Origin of the sequence: Burkholderia sp. AU28863, from assembly GCF_002223195.1 — a bacterium.
GTDB lineage: Bacteria > Pseudomonadota > Gammaproteobacteria > Burkholderiales > Burkholderiaceae > Burkholderia > Burkholderia sola.
This window is the reverse complement of record NZ_NKFE01000006.1, coordinates 347,655-366,375: the sequence shown is the minus strand read 5'-3', so window position 1 is coordinate 366,375 and position 18,721 is coordinate 347,655. Positions and strand designations below refer to the sequence as shown.

Annotated in this window: 16 protein-coding genes; 12 read left to right on the top strand and 4 right to left on the bottom strand. The window is 66.2% G+C overall.

What is annotated here, in order from left to right; all coding sequences use genetic code 11:
- Window positions 1-39 precede the first annotated feature (39 nt).
- Complete coding sequence (locus CFB81_RS28290; protein ID WP_069619671.1) at window positions 40-594, top strand: NADPH-dependent FMN reductase; 555 nt, start codon at window positions 40-42, stop codon at window positions 592-594.
- 64 nt (window positions 595-658) lie between these two features.
- On the opposite strand, the gene CFB81_RS28285 is transcribed toward CFB81_RS28290, so the two are convergent.
- A complete protein-coding gene (locus CFB81_RS28285) occupies window positions 659-2,908 on the bottom strand; it encodes a hybrid sensor histidine kinase/response regulator (protein ID WP_089437340.1) in 2,250 nt (749 codons plus the stop codon).
- 468 nt (window positions 2,909-3,376) lie between these two features.
- Here CFB81_RS28285 and CFB81_RS28280 point away from each other — a divergent pair, with 468 nt between their 5' ends.
- Genes CFB81_RS28280 through CFB81_RS28270 form a run of 3 tightly spaced genes read left to right on the top strand, consistent with a single transcriptional unit; the run spans window position 3,377 to window position 5,302 of the window.
- Complete coding sequence (locus tag CFB81_RS28280; protein WP_050013470.1) at window positions 3,377-3,745, top strand: response regulator; 369 nt, start codon at window positions 3,377-3,379, stop codon at window positions 3,743-3,745.
- A complete protein-coding gene (locus CFB81_RS28275; RefSeq protein ID WP_050013469.1) occupies window positions 3,738-4,364 on the top strand; it encodes a chemotaxis protein CheC in 627 nt (208 codons plus the stop codon). Before CFB81_RS28280 ends, CFB81_RS28275 begins: the two co-directional genes overlap by 8 nt.
- The gene (locus tag CFB81_RS28270) at window positions 4,361-5,302 is read left to right on the top strand and encodes a GGDEF domain-containing protein (RefSeq protein WP_069619673.1); all 942 of its coding nucleotides are present in this window, start codon (window positions 4,361-4,363) and stop codon (window positions 5,300-5,302) included. The genes CFB81_RS28275 and CFB81_RS28270 overlap by 4 nt, the downstream gene beginning before the upstream one ends.
- A 15-nt stretch (window positions 5,303-5,317) precedes the next feature.
- On the opposite strand, the gene CFB81_RS28265 is transcribed toward CFB81_RS28270, so the two are convergent.
- Window positions 5,318-6,202, bottom strand: a complete 885-nt coding sequence (locus CFB81_RS28265) for an alpha/beta fold hydrolase (protein WP_089437339.1) — start codon at window positions 6,200-6,202, stop codon at window positions 5,318-5,320.
- Window positions 6,203-6,392: 190 nt separating this feature from the next.
- On the opposite strand from CFB81_RS28265, the gene CFB81_RS28260 reads away from it, so the two are divergent.
- The 7 genes from CFB81_RS28260 (at window position 6,393) to CFB81_RS28225 (ending at window position 13,424) form a co-directional block, all read left to right on the top strand.
- A complete protein-coding gene (locus CFB81_RS28260) occupies window positions 6,393-6,725 on the top strand; it encodes a hypothetical protein (protein WP_069619675.1) in 333 nt (110 codons plus the stop codon).
- Between the two features lie 259 nt (window positions 6,726-6,984).
- Window positions 6,985-7,833 carry a presqualene diphosphate synthase HpnD gene (hpnD, locus tag CFB81_RS28250; RefSeq protein WP_069619676.1) on the top strand — a complete coding sequence of 283 codons (849 nt, stop codon included), beginning with the start codon at window positions 6,985-6,987 and terminating at the stop codon, window positions 7,831-7,833.
- 13 nt (window positions 7,834-7,846) lie between these two features.
- The gene (hpnE, locus tag CFB81_RS28245) at window positions 7,847-9,100 is read left to right on the top strand and encodes a hydroxysqualene dehydroxylase HpnE (protein ID WP_089437338.1); all 1,254 of its coding nucleotides are present in this window, start codon (window positions 7,847-7,849) and stop codon (window positions 9,098-9,100) included.
- 12 nt (window positions 9,101-9,112) lie between these two features.
- Window positions 9,113-11,086, top strand: coding sequence for a squalene--hopene cyclase (shc, locus tag CFB81_RS28240; protein WP_069619678.1), 1,974 nt, complete (start codon window positions 9,113-9,115; stop codon window positions 11,084-11,086).
- 3 nt (window positions 11,087-11,089) lie between these two features.
- Window positions 11,090-11,797, top strand: a complete 708-nt coding sequence (locus tag CFB81_RS28235) for a phosphorylase (protein ID WP_089437337.1) — start codon at window positions 11,090-11,092, stop codon at window positions 11,795-11,797.
- A gap of 536 nt (window positions 11,798-12,333) precedes the next feature.
- Complete coding sequence (locus tag CFB81_RS28230) at window positions 12,334-12,816, top strand: type VI secretion system tube protein Hcp (protein WP_089437336.1); 483 nt, start codon at window positions 12,334-12,336, stop codon at window positions 12,814-12,816.
- Between the two features lie 14 nt (window positions 12,817-12,830).
- Window positions 12,831-13,424, top strand: coding sequence for a peptidoglycan recognition family protein (locus CFB81_RS28225; RefSeq protein WP_084044361.1), 594 nt, complete (start codon window positions 12,831-12,833; stop codon window positions 13,422-13,424).
- Between the two features lie 556 nt (window positions 13,425-13,980).
- On the opposite strand, the gene CFB81_RS28220 is transcribed toward CFB81_RS28225, so the two are convergent.
- Together CFB81_RS28220 and CFB81_RS28215 are read right to left on the bottom strand one after the other, a co-directional pair.
- Window positions 13,981-14,979 carry a VacJ family lipoprotein gene (locus CFB81_RS28220; RefSeq protein ID WP_069619681.1) on the bottom strand — a complete coding sequence of 333 codons (999 nt, stop codon included), beginning with the start codon at window positions 14,977-14,979 and terminating at the stop codon, window positions 13,981-13,983.
- On the bottom strand, window positions 14,972-17,605 hold the full coding sequence (locus CFB81_RS28215; protein ID WP_089437335.1) for an MMPL family transporter: 2,634 nt from the start codon (window positions 17,603-17,605) through the stop codon (window positions 14,972-14,974). The genes CFB81_RS28220 and CFB81_RS28215 overlap by 8 nt, the downstream gene beginning before the upstream one ends.
- A 326-nt stretch (window positions 17,606-17,931) precedes the next feature.
- Between CFB81_RS28215 and CFB81_RS28210 the strand changes: the two genes are divergently transcribed.
- Window positions 17,932-18,528: a phospholipid-binding protein MlaC gene (locus CFB81_RS28210; protein ID WP_069619683.1), complete on the top strand. Its 597-nt coding sequence runs from the start codon at window positions 17,932-17,934 to the stop codon at window positions 18,526-18,528.
- Window positions 18,529-18,721: the final 193 nt, after the last annotated feature.

Genomic DNA, 18,721 nt, shown 5'->3' with positions numbered 1-18,721 from the left:
CAATCGATCCGATTCCTCACTCACCGGAAGGAGAATGCCATGTCCTATCGTATTGCGGTCGTCGTCGGCAGCCTGCGTCGCGCTTCGACGAATCGCGCGCTCGCGCACGCCGTGATCTCGCTCGCCCCCGCCGATTTTTCGTTCGAGTTCGTCGAGATCGGCGAGCTGCCGCTGTACAGCCAGGACTACGACGCGGATTTCCCGGAAGTCGCGAAGCGCTTCAAGCAGTCGATCGAAGCCGCCGATGCGCTGCTGTTCGTCACGCCCGAGTACAACCGGTCGATTCCGGGCGTGCTGAAGAATGCGCTCGACTGGGGCTCGCGCCCGTGGGGTTCGAACTCGTGGTCGGGCAAGCCGGGCGCGGTGCTCGGCACGTCGCCGGGCGCGGTGGGTACCGCGCTCGCGCAGCAGCACCTGCGCAACGTGCTCGCGTACCTCGACGTGAAGACTCTCGGTCAGCCCGAGATGTTCATCAAGCACGACCCGGCGCGCATCGACGAACAGGGGCAGATCGTCAGCGAGGACACCCGCAAGTTCCTGCAGGGCTTCGTCGATCGCTACGCGAGCTGGGTGCGCCTGCTGAAATCGGCGTGACGTCGTCGGCCTGATCGCCGCGCCCGTTCACGCGGTCGCGTCGGCGCCGCCCGCACACCGCGGGTCACGCGCCGGCGTGTCGCGCGTCCCGCGCTTCGCGGATGCCCAGCAGGATCTCGTCGAGCAGCGCGATGTCGAACGGCTTCGACAGCACGCGGACGTTGACGGTGCGCGTGCGGTCGAGCTCCTCCGCATAACCCGTGACGAGAATCACGGGCAGCTTCCCCGGCCGCTTTTCGACCGCTTCGGCGAGGTCGATGCCGTTCAGGCGGCCCGGCATGTGGATGTCCGAGATCACGAGGTCGAACGCGTCGTTCGCGGCGGCGCCTTCGATCAGGCGCAATGCATCGTCGGCGGTGGGCGCATAGGTGACGCGATGACCGAGCAGCGACAGCAGCGCTTCCGTGCCGGCCGCGACTTCGCCGTTGTCCTCGACGAGCAGCACGTGCAGGCCGGCGAGCGCGCCGTTACCCGCATCGTGTGCGGCGGCCGCGGGCCGCGCGACGACATCCTCGGCACGCGCGCGCGGCAGGTACAGACGCACCGACGTACCCGCGCCGACCGCGCTGTCGATCGTCGCGAGGCCGCCCGAGCGTTCGCAGAACGCGAATACCTGCGGCAGGCCGAGCCCCGTGCCCATCCCCTGCGCCTTCGTCGTGAACAGCGGTTCGAAGGCGCGTGCGAGCACGTCGGGCGCCATGCCCGAACCCGTGTCGTCGAGCGAGATCTGCACGAAATCGCCGGTCAGCGGGAAGCCGTCCTCGCGGCGCAGCGTGACGTTGCGCGCGCCGACCGTGAAGCGTCCGCCGGTCGCCATCGCGTCGCGCGCGTTGACCGCGAGATTGATCACCGCGAGCTCGAGTTCCGCAACGTCGACGCGGATCGGCCAGACGCCCGGCTCGATCGCGACGACCAGCGACGACTTCGACCCGAGCGACGTCTTCAGCAGCTCGCGGCACGTGCCGACCCATTGCCCGATGTCGATCGTCTCGTTGTGCAGCGGCTGCTTGCGCGCGACGCCGAGCAACTGGCGCGTGAGCGACTGCCCGTTCTTCAGCGCGCGTTCGATCGCGTCGAGCTCCTTGTCGAGATGCTGGACGCCGCGCCGCCGCGCGATCTGCACGTTGCTCGAGATGATCATCAGCAGGTTGTTGAAGTCGTGCGCGACGCTGCCGACGAGATTGCCGAGCGCCTGCATCTTGCGCGACTGCCGGTACGCCGATTCGATCGAGCGCCGCATCGACGCTTCGGCCTGCCAGCGGTCCCATGCCTCCTCTTCCGCCTTCAGCCGCTTCAGCGACAGCCAGATCACGGACCACAGCGCGACCGACGGCGCGAACATCGAGATGAACAGCACGCTCAGGTGTTCGTACCATTCATGCCAGATCGCCGACGTGCGGTAGGCGCACGTCACATAAACGGGGTAGCTGCCGACCTGGCGATACGCGACGATCTCGCTGCTTGCGCTGTCGTGGCCCACGCGCACGACGCCCGCGCGTGGATCGTTGTGCGTGTTGCCGAACGTGACCGAGCGATCGGTGTGCGCCAGCGACGGCGGCGGCGGATACGATGCGATCACCGCGCCGTCCGAGCGCGCGAGCGCCATCGTCATCGGCGTGCTCGCGCCGCCGAGCAGGTCGCGGTAGAACGCGTTGAAATACGACGACTTCAGCGCGATCGACACCATGCCGGCGAACGAACCGTCGCTATGGCGTCGCGCGACGCCGGTGTTGAACACGGGAATGTTCTCGAGCTTGAGCGGCCCCATCATCAGTCGCGAGATGTGTTCGATGACCTTGCCGTCGCGGATGCCGGCGAAGTCGTCGCGGTTCGCGATCGACGCATACGGCGCCGGATAGTAGAGGCTGTTGGCGAGCAGCATCCCGCTCGCGCCGAAGATCGACACGGCGGCCACTTGCGGATAGCCGCCGCCGATCGTGTTCAGCGCCTCGTGGATGTCGGATTCCCTGCCGCGCACGGTCGCGTCGTCCATGTCCTGCACGAGGTCGACGATGCGCGCATCGAGCGTTTCGCTCAGGTCGAACACCTTGAGCGCGTGCTCCTCGGCCACGCGCACCGTGCGCATCGTCACGTCGCTCGCGGCGGCCTCGCGCGCCTTCAGGTCGCTGTACGCCATTACCACCACGTAGATGCACGGCAGCACGATCGCCGCGACGAGCAGCACGATCAGCGTCACGCGGCGCACCGCGAAATCGTGCTCGGGTGCGCCGGCCACGTAGCTGCCGTCGTCCTGCCAGTCGTCGGCTGGAGGGGGCGCGGGGGTGTGGGAGTCGGCAGGCCGTTCGGACGTCATCGAAAAAAGCGGGTGAGGCAGAGGTGCCTGCCATCATAAACGAGTTGCGACGGCCCGCCGCGGCGCCGTCCGGGCGCAATCCTGCCGTATATGACAGCGGTAAACCGTCAGATTGAAAACGCGACGAATCCGGCAGCGCAAACGTACACAAGGAAAAATTTTGCGTACTTATCTCGAAAATGGTCGTAGCTATTTTCGGAATGATGCGCGATCGGACCAATTCCGTTCGAAATGGCGAAAATGGCGAGTTGCATCGCCTCCGGTTTACTCCGAGAATCGCGCCTTGCTTTCCCTATGACAGATACATGCGCCCGCCGGCGATTGCCGCGCGGTGCGTCGCGCGCACCTGCGTCGCGGCGCCCGTGCGCGGCCGCAAGGCGGTTGCCCGCGCCGAAACGCATGGCACTAAAGAAATGCGCCGCGCGGTCGTTAACGCGAGAGAGACCATTCCGTATACCGCATCGCCCCATGCCTTTGCCGATTGTAATTGCCGACGATTCGCTGCTCGCTCGCAAACTGCTGACAAAGGCGCTGCCGGGAGATTGGGACGTCGACATCGCATATGCAGCGAATGGTCGTGAGGCCTTGGCGCTCTATCGTGACGGCAAAGCTTCCGTGATGTTTCTGGATCTGACGATGCCCGACATGAGCGGATATCAAGTCCTGGAAACACTGCGCCACGAAGATCTGAACACGTTCGTGATCGTGGTATCCGCCGATATTCAGCCGCAGGCGCAAGCACGCGTGCGCGAATTGGGCGCGATCGCATTCGTTGCCAAGCCCGTGACGTCGGAGGCATTGCTGCCCATTCTCAAGGAGTATGGGTTGTATGCCTGAATCGGTGTTCACGGCGGAGCAACGCGACGCGTTGCAGGAAATCGCCAACCTTGCAATGGGCCGCGCCGCCGCGCGGCTTGCGTTGCTGCTCGGGCACTTCATCGAGCTGTCGGTGCCGCGCGTGCGCGTCGTGAAGGCGGCCGACGCGAGTGACGCGCTGCGCGAGATGACGGGTATCCACGACAACGTGACCGCCGTGCGCCAGGGCTTCCGTTCCGACATCAAGGGCGAGGCGATCGTGCTGTGCCGCACGGCGGGCGTCGCGCGGCTGATGTCGGTCGTCGACCGCACGTTCGGCGACGGCGTGTACGGCGGGATGGCGACGCCGGACGAACTCGTGTTCGACGTCGCGAACGTGCTGATGGGCGCCTGCGTCGCGTCGATCCTCGACGAACTCGGCCGCAAGCCGGTGTTCTTTCCGCCGGGGCTGCTCGGCGCGAACGTGTCGTTCGACGACGTCTTCCAGCCGAACGAACTGGGATGGAGCGTCGCGCTGCTGCTCGAGGTGAACTTCGGGCTCGAGAACCACATGTTCCGCGCGCATTTCGTGATGTTGATGGCCGAGGATTCGATCCGGCTGATGGGCGACGCGCTCGACGCGTTGCTGTCCGCGCTATGACGGCCGCCGCCCCGTCGCTGAGCGACCTCGTGATCGAGCGGGTCGGCTTCGGCCTGTTCGTGCTCGACCGTTCGATGACGGTCCTGATGTGGAATCGCTTCATGCAGGACCACAGCGGGATCCCGGCCGCCGACGTGATCGGCCGCAACATCTTCGACCGCTTTCCCGACCTGCCGCGCGCGTGGCTGTCGCGCAAGCTCGAGAGCGTGTTCCAGCTCGGCAGCTTCGCATTCAGCTCGTGGGAGCAGCGGCCCTACCTGTTCCGCTTCGAGCACGATCGGCCGATCACGGGCGGCGTCGACTACATGCAGCAGGACTGCACGTTCATGCCGCTCACGCGCGGCCGCGACGTCGAGGCCGTGTGCGTGACGATCTCGGACGTCACGCATGTGAGCGTGATGCAGCGAGAGCGCGAGGAAGCGGTCGCGAAGCTGCGCGAGCACGCGAATCTCGACGGGCTGACCGGCATCGCGAACCGGCGCTTCTTCGAGGCGCGGCTCGGCGACGAATTCGCGCGCTGGCAGCGCTACGGCGGCGACCTGTCGGTGCTGCTGTTCGACCTCGACCACTTCAAGACGATCAACGACCGCTTCGGGCATGCGGCGGGCGATGCGGTGCTGCGCGAGACGGCGCGCCGCGTCGCGTCGATCGTGCGCGCGCAGGACACGTTCGGCCGTTTCGGCGGCGAGGAATTCGCGCTGCTGCTGCCGTGCACGAATCTCGACGAGGCGATGCGGGTGGCGGACAAGGTGCGCGAGGCGATCGGCAGCATGCCGGTCGATGCCGAGGGCGTCAGCGTGCCGGTCACGGCGAGCGTCGGCGGCGCGTGCGCGAAAGCCGGCGCGCCGAGCTGCGACGTGCTCGTCAACGAGGCCGATGCCGCGCTCTATCGGGCGAAGCGGCTCGGGCGCGATCGGTCGGTCGCGTACGCCGACTGACCGCGCCCGCTCGGCTCAGCTTTTCGCGATGTCGGCGAGCACGCCGGCCAGCACGGCCGGCTGCGACACGAACGGCGAGTGGCTGCTGTCGAGCTGGTGCACGTGGGTCGGGTTGCCGGGCGCGAAAGCGTCGGCTTCGTCGATGAAGCGCTGCTGCAGCGCGGGCAGGATCACGCGATCGGCCAGGCACTTGATGTAGTGACGGTCGATCGCGCCCCAGCGTGCGGCGGTCGTCGGGATCGCGGTCGCGAACGGCGCGGCCGGCACGTCGCAGCTCATCAGGTTCGCGACCGCGTCGAAATCGGCCTGCGGCACGTCTTCGTACAGCGCGCGCTTCATCGATTCGCGATACGCGGCGTCGCCGCTGTGCGGATCGACGCGCAGCGCGCCGGCCACGCGCGGGCTCGCGAGCATCAGCGGGCCGAGCTGCTCCCCGTTGTTTTCCGGCGCGCGCACGTAGTCGAGGCCCGGCACGCCCGAGGCGGGCATGAAAGCCGCGAGATAGACGATCTTCGCGATCTTGTCGGGCGCGCGTTCGGCGGCCGCCGTGATCGCGAGGCCGCCCATGCTGTGCCCGACCAGCACGACCTTGCCGCGGCCGAGCGCGTACGCGTCGTCGACGGCCTGCGTCACCTGCGTCGCGTAGTCGTCGAGCGTCGTGTTCGCGACCGGCGACGGCTCGGCGCCGAACGCGTCCTTGTCGAGCGGCCGGGCGAGATACGACGCGGGAAAGCGTGCATGGATGCCGTGCGCGGGCAGGTCGCGGGCGATCGACAGATAGCCGCGCGCGGCCAGCGCGGCCGCCACGTGGGCATAGCACCACGCGCCATGCCACGCGCCGTGCACGAGCACGAAGACGGGATGATCGGACTGCGGGGTGGCGGGGTCGTTCGTCTCCATGGTGTCCGTATTTTTTCGAGAAAGGTGTCATCTTAGACGAACCGGCCGGCATCGAGATGCGCTCGCGCGGCGCGTTTCTTGACCGGCAACGATCCGTCCCTTTGTGTCGCGCAGGCCACATTTCGTTCGGATCCGATTTGAATTTGTGCCGAAGCGCGCTAATTTGTTGCTTTGCCTGCGATTGCGCCCCATGAACGTCGACTATCTCTTCTACCGGAAGCCGAACAAGCCCGGCCCCTATTCGCTCGACGACCTGGGCGACATCGCGCCGCCGATCGGCCCGGGGGCCTTGGTGCGTGAGGGGATCGCGCGCGTGTTCGAGCAGATCGACTGGCAGGAATCGCCCGACGTGCCGGGCGCGTGGTTCGGTACGGGCGGCGCGGTTTTCCAGTTCACCGCGGAGCCCGACGGCCGCGTGACGAGCTTCATGGGCTCGCGCCTCGAGCGCCGCTCGATGCTGCAGCTCACGCGCGAAATGGGGCTCATCGCGCTCGATCTGCAGCGCGACATCGTCTACGGCTGACGTGCTTTCGGGCGGCCGGTCGCAAAGGCCGGCCGCACCGGCCCGCCGGTGGCGCTCGCCACCTCGCCGGACATGGCGCGCGTCCGCCATCGAACTTCAAAGATTGCTATACTTTCGCCCAATTCCGGCTTCCGGCCGGTAATTTGTGCCTGTCTGCGTCGATCGTTCGCATATCTCGCACGCATTCGACGCCCCGACCATCCCAGCCGGGCATGGCTTCTTCAATCGCCCCGCGTGGGTGTCTCCGTGGAGCTTCGTCTTGGCCGTTTCCCATTCCGTCGTGGACGAACAAGAAACCGACGCCGCTGCCGTCACATCGGGCAGCTCCTTCTATCTGGCGATGCGCATCCTACCGGCCGTGCAGCGCGATGCGATGTTCCAGGTCTACGCGTTTTGCCGCGCGGTCGACGACATCGCCGACAGCGACCTGCCGCGCGCCGAGCGCACCGCGGGCCTGAATCGCTGGCGCGCGGACATCGACGCGTGCTTCGCCGGCCGCCCGCCGCGCCACCTCGCCGCGCTCGATCGCGAGATCCGCGCGTTCGACCTGCAGCGCGACGATTTCCACGCGATGATCGACGGGATGGCGATGGACGCGGTGGAAGACATCTGCGCGCCCGACGAGCCGACGCTCGACCTCTTCTGCGATCGCGTGGCGAGCGCGGCCGGCCGGCTGTCGGTGAGGATTTTCGGGATGCCGGAAGCCGAAGGGATCACGCTGTCGCACCACCTCGGCCGCGCGCTGCAACTGACGAACATCCTGCGCGACATCGACGACGACGCGGCGATCAACCGGTGCTACCTGCCGCGTGAGCTGCTCGCGCGCGAAGGCATCGCGATCGCCGATCCGGCGACGATCGTGCGCGATCCGGCGCTGCCGCGCGTGTGCGCGACGCTCGTCGAGCGCGCGCTCGAGCACTTTCGCCAGGCCGACGCGGTGATGGATACCTGCCCGCGTGCGCAGGTGAAGGCGCCGCGCATCATGTCGGGCGCGTATCGCTGCATTCTCGAGGCCGCGATCGCACGCGGCTTTGCTGCGCCGCGCGCGCCGCTGCGCAAGCCGAAGGCGCGCATGCTGATGATCGCCGCGCGCTACGCGCTGTTCTGAGTCGGCCGACGCGATGCCCAGAACCGTCCACGTGATCGGCGCAGGACTCGCGGGCCTGTCGGCCGCGGTCGAGCTGCAACGTCGCGGGCGGCGCATCGTGCTGCACGACGCGCATGCGCACGCGGGCGGTCGCTGCCGCTCCTGGTTCGACGGGACGCTGAACACGACGCTCGACAGCGGGCTGCACACGGTTTTCGCGGGACAGCCCGCGACGCAGCGCTACCTGCGCGCGATCGGCGCGGCCGATCAGCTCGCGGGGCCCGCGCTGGCTGAATTTCCGGTCATGGACCTCGCGTCGCAGCAGCGCTGGACGCTGCGTTTCGGCAACGGCCGCTGGCCGTCGTGGCTGTTCGATGCCGCGTCGCGCGCGCCGGGCACGACGCCGCTCGACTACCTCGCGCTGGCCCCGCTCGCGTTCGCCCGCACGGGCCGCTCGCTCGCGCAGACGATGCGATGCGACGGCGTGCTGTGGGATCGCTGGCTGCGACCGTATTTCCTCGGGGTGCTGAATATCGAGCCGCGCCACGCGAGCGCCGAACTCGCGCGCGCCGCACTGTGCGGCACGTTTGCCGCGGGCGGCCCCGGCTGCCGTCCGCTCGTCGCGCGCCGCGGGCTCGGTAGCGCGTTCGTCGAACCCGCGCTGCGGATGCTGCAATACGGCGGCGCGCAGATCCGCCTGAATTCGCGGCTCGACGCGTTCGAATTCGGCGCGCACGGCAATGCGGTCGATGCGGTGTCGGTCGGCGGCGAACGCATCGATCTCGCGCCGGGCGACGCGGTCGTGCTGGCCGTGCCGCCCGAGGTCGCGCAGCCGCTCGTGCCCGAACTCACCGCGCCCGACACGTTCAGCGCGGTCGTGACCGCGTATTTCGCGGTCGAATCGCCGGCCGGCCCTCCGCTGCAGACGACCGTCGTCAACGGCGTCGTCGATGCGGTGCGGACCGGCGATGGCCTGCTCGCGGCGGCGATCCGCGATGCGGGCCGCTGGCTCGACATGCCGCGCGACACGCTCGCGCGGCGCATCTGGGAAGACGTCGCGCGCGTGACCGGCGCGAACCCGGAAACCATCCCCGCGTGGCAGCTCGTCGTCGAGCCGCGCGCGGGCTTTGCGGCGGTGCCGTCGCAGGAAATGAAACGTCCGGCCGTGCGTACGCGCTGGACCAATCTTGTACTCGCGGGCGACTGGATTGCCACCGGCCTGCCCGCCACGATCGAGGGCGCGATCCGTTCCGGCCAGTTGGCCGCGGACGTGCTCCAGACGCAATAAAGAGAGGGACCGATGAACGATCTCACCGAAATGGCTACCTTGTCCGCCGGCGCCGTGCCGGCCGACGTCGACGCGGCTGTCGCGCGCGCGACCGATGCGCTGCTGGCCGCGCAGCAAGCGGACGGACACTGGGTCTACGAACTCGAAGCCGATTCGACGATTCCCGCCGAATACGTGCTGCTCGTCCACTATCTGGGCGAGACGCCGAACCTCGAGCTCGAACAGAAGATCGGCAAGTATCTGCGCCGCATCCAGCAGGCCGACGGCGGCTGGCCGCTGTTCACCGACGGCGCACCGAACATCAGCGCGAGCGTGAAGGCGTATTTCGCGCTGAAGGTGATCGGCGACGACGAGAACGCCGAGCACATGCAGCGCGCGCGCCGCGCCATCCACGCGATGGGCGGCGCCGAGATGTCGAACGTGTTCACGCGTATCCAGCTCGCGCTGTACGGTGCGATTCCGTGGCGCGCGGTGCCGATGATGCCGGTCGAGATCATGCTGCTGCCGCAGTGGTTCCCGTTCCACTTGTCGAAGGTGTCGTACTGGGCGCGCACGGTGATCGTGCCGCTGCTGGTGCTGAACGCGAAGCGTCCGCTCGCGAAGAACCCGCGCGGCGTGCGCATCGACGAGCTGTTCATCGACCCGCCCGTCAACGCCGGGCTGCTGCCGCGCCAGGGGCACCAGAGCGCCGGCTGGTTCGCGTTCTTCCGCGTGGTCGACCATGCGCTGCGCGCGGTCGACGGCCTGTTCCCGAGCTACACGCGCGAACGCGCGATCCGCCAGGCCGTGTCGTTCGTCGACGAGCGCCTGAACGGCGAGGACGGCCTCGGCGCGATTTATCCGGCGATGGCCAACGCGGTAATGATGTACGACGTGCTCGGCTACGCGGAAGATCATCCGAACCGCGCGATCGCGCGCAAGGCGCTCGACAAGCTGCTCGTCGTGCACGACGACGAAGCGTATTGCCAGCCGTGCCTGTCGCCCGTGTGGGACACGTCGCTCGTTGCGCATGCGCTGCTCGAGACTGGCGATGCGCGTGCGCAGGAAGCCGTGCTGCGCGGTCTCGAATGGCTGCGTCCGCTGCAGATCCTCGACGTGCGCGGCGACTGGATCTCGCGCCGCCCGAACGTGCGGCCCGGCGGCTGGGCGTTCCAGTACGCGAACGCGCACTACCCGGATGTCGACGATACGGCCGTGGTCGTGATGGCGATGGATCGTGCGCAGAAGCTCACGCAGTCGGACACGTATCGCGAATCGATGGCGCGTGCGCGCGAATGGGTCGTCGGCATGCAGAGCAGCGACGGCGGCTGGGGCGCGTTCGAACCGGAAAACACGCAGTACTACCTGAACAACATCCCGTTCTCCGATCACGGCGCGCTGCTCGATCCGCCGACGGCCGACGTGTCGGGCCGCTGCCTGTCGATGCTGTCGCAGCTCGGCGAGACGCCGCTGAACAGCGAGCCGGCCCGCCGCGCGCTCGACTACATGCTGAAGGAACAGGAGCCGGATGGCAGCTGGTACGGCCGCTGGGGGATGAACTACGTGTACGGCACGTGGACGGCCCTGTGCTCGCTGAACGCGGCCGGCCTGACGCCGGACGACCCGCGCATGAAGCGCGCGGCGCAATGGCTGCTGTCGATCCAGAACAAGGACGGCGGCTGGGGCGAGGACGGCGACAGCTACAAACTGAACTACCGCGGTTACGAGCAGGCGCCGAGCACGGCGTCGCAGACGGCCTGGGCGCTGCTCGGCCTGATGGCGGCGGGCGAGGTGAACAACCCGGCCGTGGCGCGCGGCGTCGACTACCTGGTCGCGCAGCAGAACGAAGAAGGCTTGTGGGACGAGACGCGCTTCACGGCGACGGGCTTCCCGCGCGTGTTCTACCTGCGCTACCACGGCTATCGCAAGTTCTTCCCGCTGTGGGCGCTCGCGCGCTACCGCAACCTGAAGCGCGCGAACGCGACGCGCGTGACGGTCGGGATGTAACGCGTGCCGGCGACGCAACACAACGGCGCATTGCCCGTCATCGCGGTCACAGGGATGGCATTCGAGGCGCGCATCGCGCGCGGCGACGGCGTCGAGGCCGTGTTCGCCGCGCGGGCCGACCGGCTCGAGCGCGCACTGGCCGAAGCGACCGCGCGCGGTTGCGCGGGCATCGTCAGCTTCGGCACCGCGGGCGGGCTCGCGCCCGACCTCGCGCCGGGCGCGCTCGTGATCGCGGACGCGATCGACGGGCCGTTCGGCCGCGTACAGACCGATGCAAGCTGGAGCGCGCGGCTCGTCGCCGCGTTGCATGACACGCCGGTGTGGGCGCGCGTCACGCGCGGCACGATCGCGGCGGTCGGCGCGCCGGTGGTCAGCGAACAGGAAAAGACGTCGCTGCATCGTGCGAAGGGCGCGCTGGCCGTCGACATGGAGTCGCACATCGCGGCGGCCTTCGCGGCCGCGCGCGGCGTGCCGTTCGCGGTGTGCCGCGCGATCGTCGATCCGGCGTGGCGCACGCTGCCGCGCGCGGCGACGGCCGGCCTGCGCGACGACGGCAGCACGGCGATCCTGCCGATCCTGCGCGAACTGCTGAAGCAGCCGTCGCAGCTTGGTCCGTTGCTGCAGGTCGCGGGCGATGCGCGCGCGGCGCGCACGACGTTGATCCAGGCGCGGCATGCGTTCGAGCGTGCGGGGGCGATGCACGTAGTTTGAGCGGGCACACGCCGCTTTGTCCGCTTCTTCCTCCCCATTCGATCGCGCGTAGCCGGCGCGTTGTTCGGCACTATTTCCCGCCCTTCTCTCGCCATGGTTCGGCGATGCGCTCGCAACCGATCGAGCTTCATTCATCTCCTGATCTGGATAGCATCCCCAGCTATCCGCCTCCGACGGAACAGAACCACGCATAGACGCACGGTGAGACAGACGGGGTTTCCCACAAATCGCGTGTGGATGCGGTCGGCTATGTGGGCTCGTCAACTCCCGAATGCTTCTTCGATACTTCAACACCATCCTGCGGCAAGACGGAGTGCCGTACGGGCCTGTTTCGGTACGAAGAACCATTACACGTCCTGCTTCCGACATAAATATAAGTAATTCGAAACAATTTTTAACTATTTAAAAATTCACGAAATTTCTTGGTGCCGTCACACATCGGGTTTCATTTTTCGATTCTGTCTGATTGACGCATCGAGCTTCATCTTTCATTGTTTGGTTGGTTTGATTTCCTATTTAATGATCGAGAGGAGCAAATGGCGCAGGACATTTTCTTGAGGCTCGCAGGCATAGCGGGCGAATCGACGGATGCCAGTCACTCGAACGAAATCGAGGTGCTGACGTGGGATTGGTCAGTGAGTCAGCAATCCAATATGCATATGGGAAGTGGCGGCGGCGCAGGCAGATGTGCCGTTGACGATCTGACCTTCGAGCACCATATCGACCGTGCTACGCCGAATCTGGTTCAGTACTGCCTGACGGGAACGCATATCGGGAGCGCCGTACTGGTGATGCGCAAGGCTGGCGGTACATCGCTCGAATACCTCACGATCACGATGGAGGATGTACTCGTCACCCAAGTCAGGCCGGTTAGTCGAACCAATATGAGGGTTCCGCGCGAGGAAGTTCGACTGTCCTTCTCTCGCGTGAGGCAGGAATATGTGATTCAGAATTCCCGGGGCGGTAATGGTGGAGCGGTGAGCATGGGTTATGACATCAAGGCTAATAAGGCTATTTAACGGTCGGAGGTGCGATGCTGTTTATTTCAAAACAAGGCCACGTTGATGCCGAGCGCGTCAAGGTCAAGATTTTTTCGACAATTGAACGCAGTCAGATGGCTAAAGTGAATGGAATCGTTGTTCACCAAACGGACGGAACCACGGCGAATAGTGCGTTCAATAGCTATGCGGAAACGGGGGCGAACGGAGCGCACTTCCTCATAGACAAGAGCGGAGCCATTTATCAAACTGCTTCAGTGTACAAGAGAACCAACCATGTTGGATTGCTTAAATCTCGGTGTCTTATGGAAAGGAAGTGTAGTCCATCCGAATTTAAGAAGATGTCTGATATGGCAGGGAAGTATGCAAAATTATCACGAGTGGAGTACGGGAAGGCTTTTCCTGATAGATATCCGGGGAATACGGACTCTATTGGTATAGAAATCGTCGGTCGCATGGACAGGGAAACGAAAGTATACGAAATAGTAAATGCCGAGCAAAATGATTCATTGAGGTGGCTTGTGAAGGAGCTTTGCGAAACTCTGGGAGTGTCTTTTTCCGAGATATACAAACATCCTGAGGTGTCGCACAAGATGAAAACTGAGGCGGGGACTGCAAAATGGGATTGATGTGTAAATCGTTCCTCCTTGGTTGTGTTTTTTTGTTCTGTTCCTCCTCTCAGGCGAGAGGGGTGAAAGCTATCGAGATAATCGAATCCGGTAGGAGCAGAGAGGGTGATGCAGTGGACGTCTGTAGAAAATTTCGACCCACTGTTGAACAGGTGAGAAATTTCTTCTCAAGGGCTTATCCGGTTGAGGGGTATATGTTTTCTCATGAACGGTATTCTTCGTGTTATGCATCTGGGACTTTGAAATTCGATGACGGTAGTTCGGGGAAGTGGGATCTATCTTCAAGCGGCGTTGCTACATTTATCTTCACGAGAGGCGATGCCGTGACGCTTTATTATAAAAATAACAACTGGCACGACCCGTTTGCTTGTACTTATGGGCTTGGCGATTTTGGAGAATGCTAGATAACGAGGCCGCGTGGGCACCCTGAGGTGTCGGCCCCTGGATTACGGCACCGTATGAATGAGCGACGCTCGTCGCAACGGTGGCGCATAAAAAAAGAGCGCCGCGTATTTTGCGGCGCTCCTCAACTTGTCCTGCTCCGTGTCGCGTGACGTTATTGCGCGACGGGTTGGCTGGCCGGCTTGGCCGGCGCGATGGACGCGCCATCAGCAGCCTGCGCCGTCGTGGCACCCGACGATGCCGGGACCGGTGCCGCAGCAGGCGCACTCGCCGGCATCGCATTATCCGCACCCGGATCGTCGTACTGCGGCAGGCCCGGCGCGGCCGGCGTGTTGTTCGGCGCCGCGCCCGATGCGCCGCCCGACTCGCCCGGATCCTCATAGTTCGGCAAGCCGCCCGGCGTGGTCGGCGTGGCCGCCGGCACCGCGCCCGCTTCACCCGGCTCCGCGTAGTTCGGTGCCGCGGCCGATGCCGACTGGCCGCGATACGTCAGCGACTTGCGCTGCTGCAGATACGCATCGCGGACGAACGAATACGGATCCAGCGCGGCCTGCTTCAACAGGTCGGTCGCCCCGAGCAGGTCCGAGCGCGCGCTGATGAACTGCGCGATGTACATCGGATTGCGCGCGGCCGGCTCGATGTAGTTCAGCAGGTTGAAGCGCACGTCCACCGCGCGGCCGACGCCGTCGCGGATCGTGCTCGGCCCGAACACGGGCAGCACGAGGTACGGGCCGGACGGCATGCCCCAGCGCGCCATCGTCAGCCCGAAATCCTGGTGATGCTTCGGCAGCCCGGCCGGCGTCGCGATGTCGATCAGGCCGGCGACGCCGAACAGCGAGTTCATCGCCACGCGCATCAGATCCTGCGTCGCATCGGTGATGCGCAACTGCAGCAGGTTGTTCGCCATGTTGCCGAGATCGCCGAGGTTCGAGAAGAAGTTGCTGATCGCAGTGCGCACCGGCGTCGGCGTGACCTTCTGGTAGCCCTTCGCGATCGGCTGGGCGATGTTCGTGTCGACCGTGTCGTTGAACTTGTACATCGCCCGGTTCATCGGCTCGAGCGGGTCGTTGGGATTGCGGTTCGGTCCCGTCGCGCAGCCGGTCAGCATCGCGCTGGCGGCGACGGTCGCCGCAATGATTCGCACCTTATTCATTGATTCCTTGCGATTGGTTCTTGGCGCGTTTGACGCGCGGTTTGCCCATCAGGACGGGCTGGAACACCACGGCGCCGATCAGCGTACAGGTCAGGGCCAGCGCGAGCAGCTTGCCCATGCTCGACGTGCCCGGATGGTGCGACAGCCACAGGCTGCCGAAGGCGGTCGCCGTCGTCGCGGCGCTGAACAGCACGGCGTGCGTGAGGCTCGAATGCAGCAGCCCCGTCTGCCCCGCGCGCCATGCCATCACGAAATACACCTTGAACGCGACGCCGACGCCGAGCATCAGCGGCAGCGCGATGATGTTCGCGAAGTTCAGCGACATGCCGAGCACGACGCACATCTCGAGCGTCACGATGCCCGACACGAGCAGCGGCACCAGCGTGCGCAGCACGTCGCCAAAGCGGCGCAGCGTGACCCACAGCAGGACCGTGATCGAGATGATCGACCACAGCGCCGCGTGCAGGAACGCGTTGATGATCGTGTCGGCCGAATGCAGGATCGAGATCGGCCCGCCGGTCGCGCCCGGTTCCGCCGCCTTCACGGCCTTGGCGAAACGGCGCAGCATCGTGTCGTCGCCCGGGTCGACGCCCTTCGGCACCTTCGGCGAGATCTGCACGAGCGAGTGGCCGTCCGGCGCGACCCAGTCGCGCACGATCTGCGGCGGCAGCGATTCGCGCGTGATGTCCTGCGGCTGCAGCAGCGCGGCGAGCTGGTTGAGCGCGATGCGCAGCGTATCGGAGAACGCGCGTTCGGCACGGTCGCGCGTCGCGCTGTCGGCGGCGGCGAGCTTCGCGAGCGACGCGGACAGGTGCTGCGCGGCCGCGGCGCCCGGGCCGGGGTGATCCTCGGCCGCATAGCTCAGCAGATCCGACACGCGCTTGAGCGCGGCCACGCGTTGCGCGTCGGTCGCGGGCGGCGCGGCCGGCTGCGTCAGCGCGGGCAGCAGTTCGCTCGCGGCCACGGCGATCGCCGCGCGCTTGGCCGGCTGGTCGGCGGGGATGAAGGTCGACAGCGTGGTCGTGCGGCCGACTTCGGGCAGCGCGTCGAGGCGCTTCGCGGCCGCGTCGGCTTGCGCGAGCGATGGCGCGAGCAGCGTGACGTCGTTGACGGCGGCTTCCGGCGAATCCTTCAGCGCGAGCAGCGTCGCCATCGATTCGCTGTTCGGGTCCTTCAGGTGCAGCGGGTTGAAGTCGAAATGCAGGAACGCGAGCAGCGGCAGCGCGCCGATCACGACCGTCAGCGTGCCGATCAGGATCGGCTTGCGATGGCGATCGAGGTAATCGTCGACCGGCGCGAGCCACGGGAAGCCCGGCGTCCTCGATTCGCCCGGCGGCGCGAACAGGCGCAGCAGCGCGGGCAGCAGCGTGAGCGTGGTCAGCAGCGCGACGAACATGCCGACGCCCGCGATCAGGCCGAGCTCGGACACGCCGCGATACGCAGTGGGGATGAACGAGAAGAAGCTCGCGGCGACGGCCGCGGTGGCGAGCGCGAGCGGCATGCCCATCGAGTGCGCGGCGCCGATCAGCGCGTGGTCGATGCGCTCGTCGCGGAAGCGTTCCTCGCGGTACTTCACGCCGTACTGGATCGAGAAGTCGACGCCGAGGCCGACGAACAGCACCATGAACGCGACCGAGATCATGTTCAGCGAGCCGACCATCGCAAGGCCGAGCGCGGCCGTCACGACGAGGCCGACGAACAGCGTGACGAGCACCGAGCCGATCATCCGCTTCGAGCGCAGCGCCAGCCACAGGATGACGAGCACGGCGAGCAGCGTGAGCACGCCGTTGAGCGCGGCGCCGTCTTCGACCGACGCGAATTCGTCGTCGGCGAGCGGCTGTTCGCCGGTCAGGCGCACGGCCGCGCCGTAGCGCTTTTCGAGGTCGAGCGAGCGGGCCGCGTCGCGGATCACCTGGCTCGTTGCCGCGCCGGCCTTTAGCGCACCGTAGTTGACCACCGGCTGCACGGTGACGAACGCGCGCGCGGGCTGCCGCGCGGCGTCGTTGTCGACCAGCGCGCGCCACGAGAACGCGGCCGGCTTGCCGGCCAGCACGTCGTCGACCGTCGCCGCGCTGCGCGCGAGCAGCTTCGCCATCGCGGGCAGCTTCACCTGGCCGGTGAGGAGCGGCTGGCCGAGCGTGGTGGACAGCGTGGTGGCGAGGCCGGTGAGGCTCGGGTTCTTCGCGAGTTCGTTGACGAGCGGGCGCGCGCTCGCGAGCTGCGCGGTCGTATCCGAGACCTCCTGCGGCGACAGGAACAGCAGCCCGTTGTGCTCGAAGAACGGGCCGCCGCCCGGTTCGGCGACCGGGCCGATGCGGCCGGCGTCGGCGTCCTTCTGCAGCGCTTCGGTCAGCGCATGCGCGGCGGCCGTCGCGAATTCGGGCGCGGGCGCCTCGACGACCGCGAGGATCGTGCCGTTGCGTTGCGGGAACGCCTTGTCGACCGCCTGGCCGAGCGCGGCCCATTGCGGTTCCGCATCGACGAGCTTGCTGATGTCGGTGTTGATCTTGAAATGCTGCGCGACGTAGACGCCGCTGCAGGCGGCGATGACGAGCGACAGGACGACGACCCAGACGGGGCGGCGCACCGACCACGCAACGAGTCGGACGATGAGAGATGTCACCATGTGGCGGTGGGGAGCGGCTGGCTAGGGCAAAGTAGCCAAGTATACCGGCGCAGCGCGGCGACGGTCGTGACGTTGCGGAGAATCGGGGCGGGAAGGATATTTGCTCCCGGCGTGGCAATCGGATCGCGCCGCCAGGTTGTTTGTATGCAGATATTTACATAATCGCCGCGGCGATGCGTCGACGCGCCGCCAAGCGCCTGTGACAAACGACGCTGAAAGGTAACAGTCGGTCACCGCGCGGCAACGCGGCGGCAGGCCCGGTATACTTTGCTCCACCGGCCGATGCAAAGAGCCGGCCGTTTTTTCCCATCGAGTGCGAAATTCGTATGAAACGTCATCTGTTTGCTTTCGTCGCGGCGGCCGCCGTGTCGGTTTCCGCTTTCGCGCAGAGCGCGCCGGTCGATATCGTCCGCACGGCGGTCGAGGGCACCGTCAATGCGATGAAGGCCGATCCGGCCGCGCGCGGCGGTGACATGGCGAAGATCACGCAGGTCGTCGAGCAGCGCTTCCTGCCCGTGACCAACTTCGAGCGCACGACCCGCATCGCGGTCGGCGACGCGTGGAAGCAGGCCACGCCGCAACAGCAGCAGGAGCTGTACAAGCAGTTCCGGTTGCTGATGACGCGCACCTACGCCGCGTCGCTCGCGCAGCTCGGCAACCAGGACGCGAAGTTCTCGTTCAAGGCCGGCGGCGCGTCGGGCGCCGATGCGCTCGTGCAGTCGACGGTCACGACGCCGGGCGACAGCCAGTCGGTCGGCTATCGTCTCGGCAAGGTCGGCAACGACTGGAAGATCTACGACATCGACATGTCGGGCGCGTGGCTGATCCAGGTCTACCAGGGCCAGTTCAAGAGCCAGCTCGCGGCGGGCGGGATCGACGGGCTGATCGCGTATCTGCAGAAGCACAATTCGCGGACGAACTGACGGCTGTTGCGCGTTGTTCGGATGCAAGGAAGGCGCCTTCGGGCGCCTTTTCTATTCGTAGGTCGGTCGAACGAGGGTGGCTACGGCGAGTAGGCTGACTCAGCGAATCACATACGAAGCGAGAAAAAACAGCATCGTAGGGGTAATCCGTTGGCTAACGGGATTTCCTGCGAGTCACGACAATTGCGCCGGC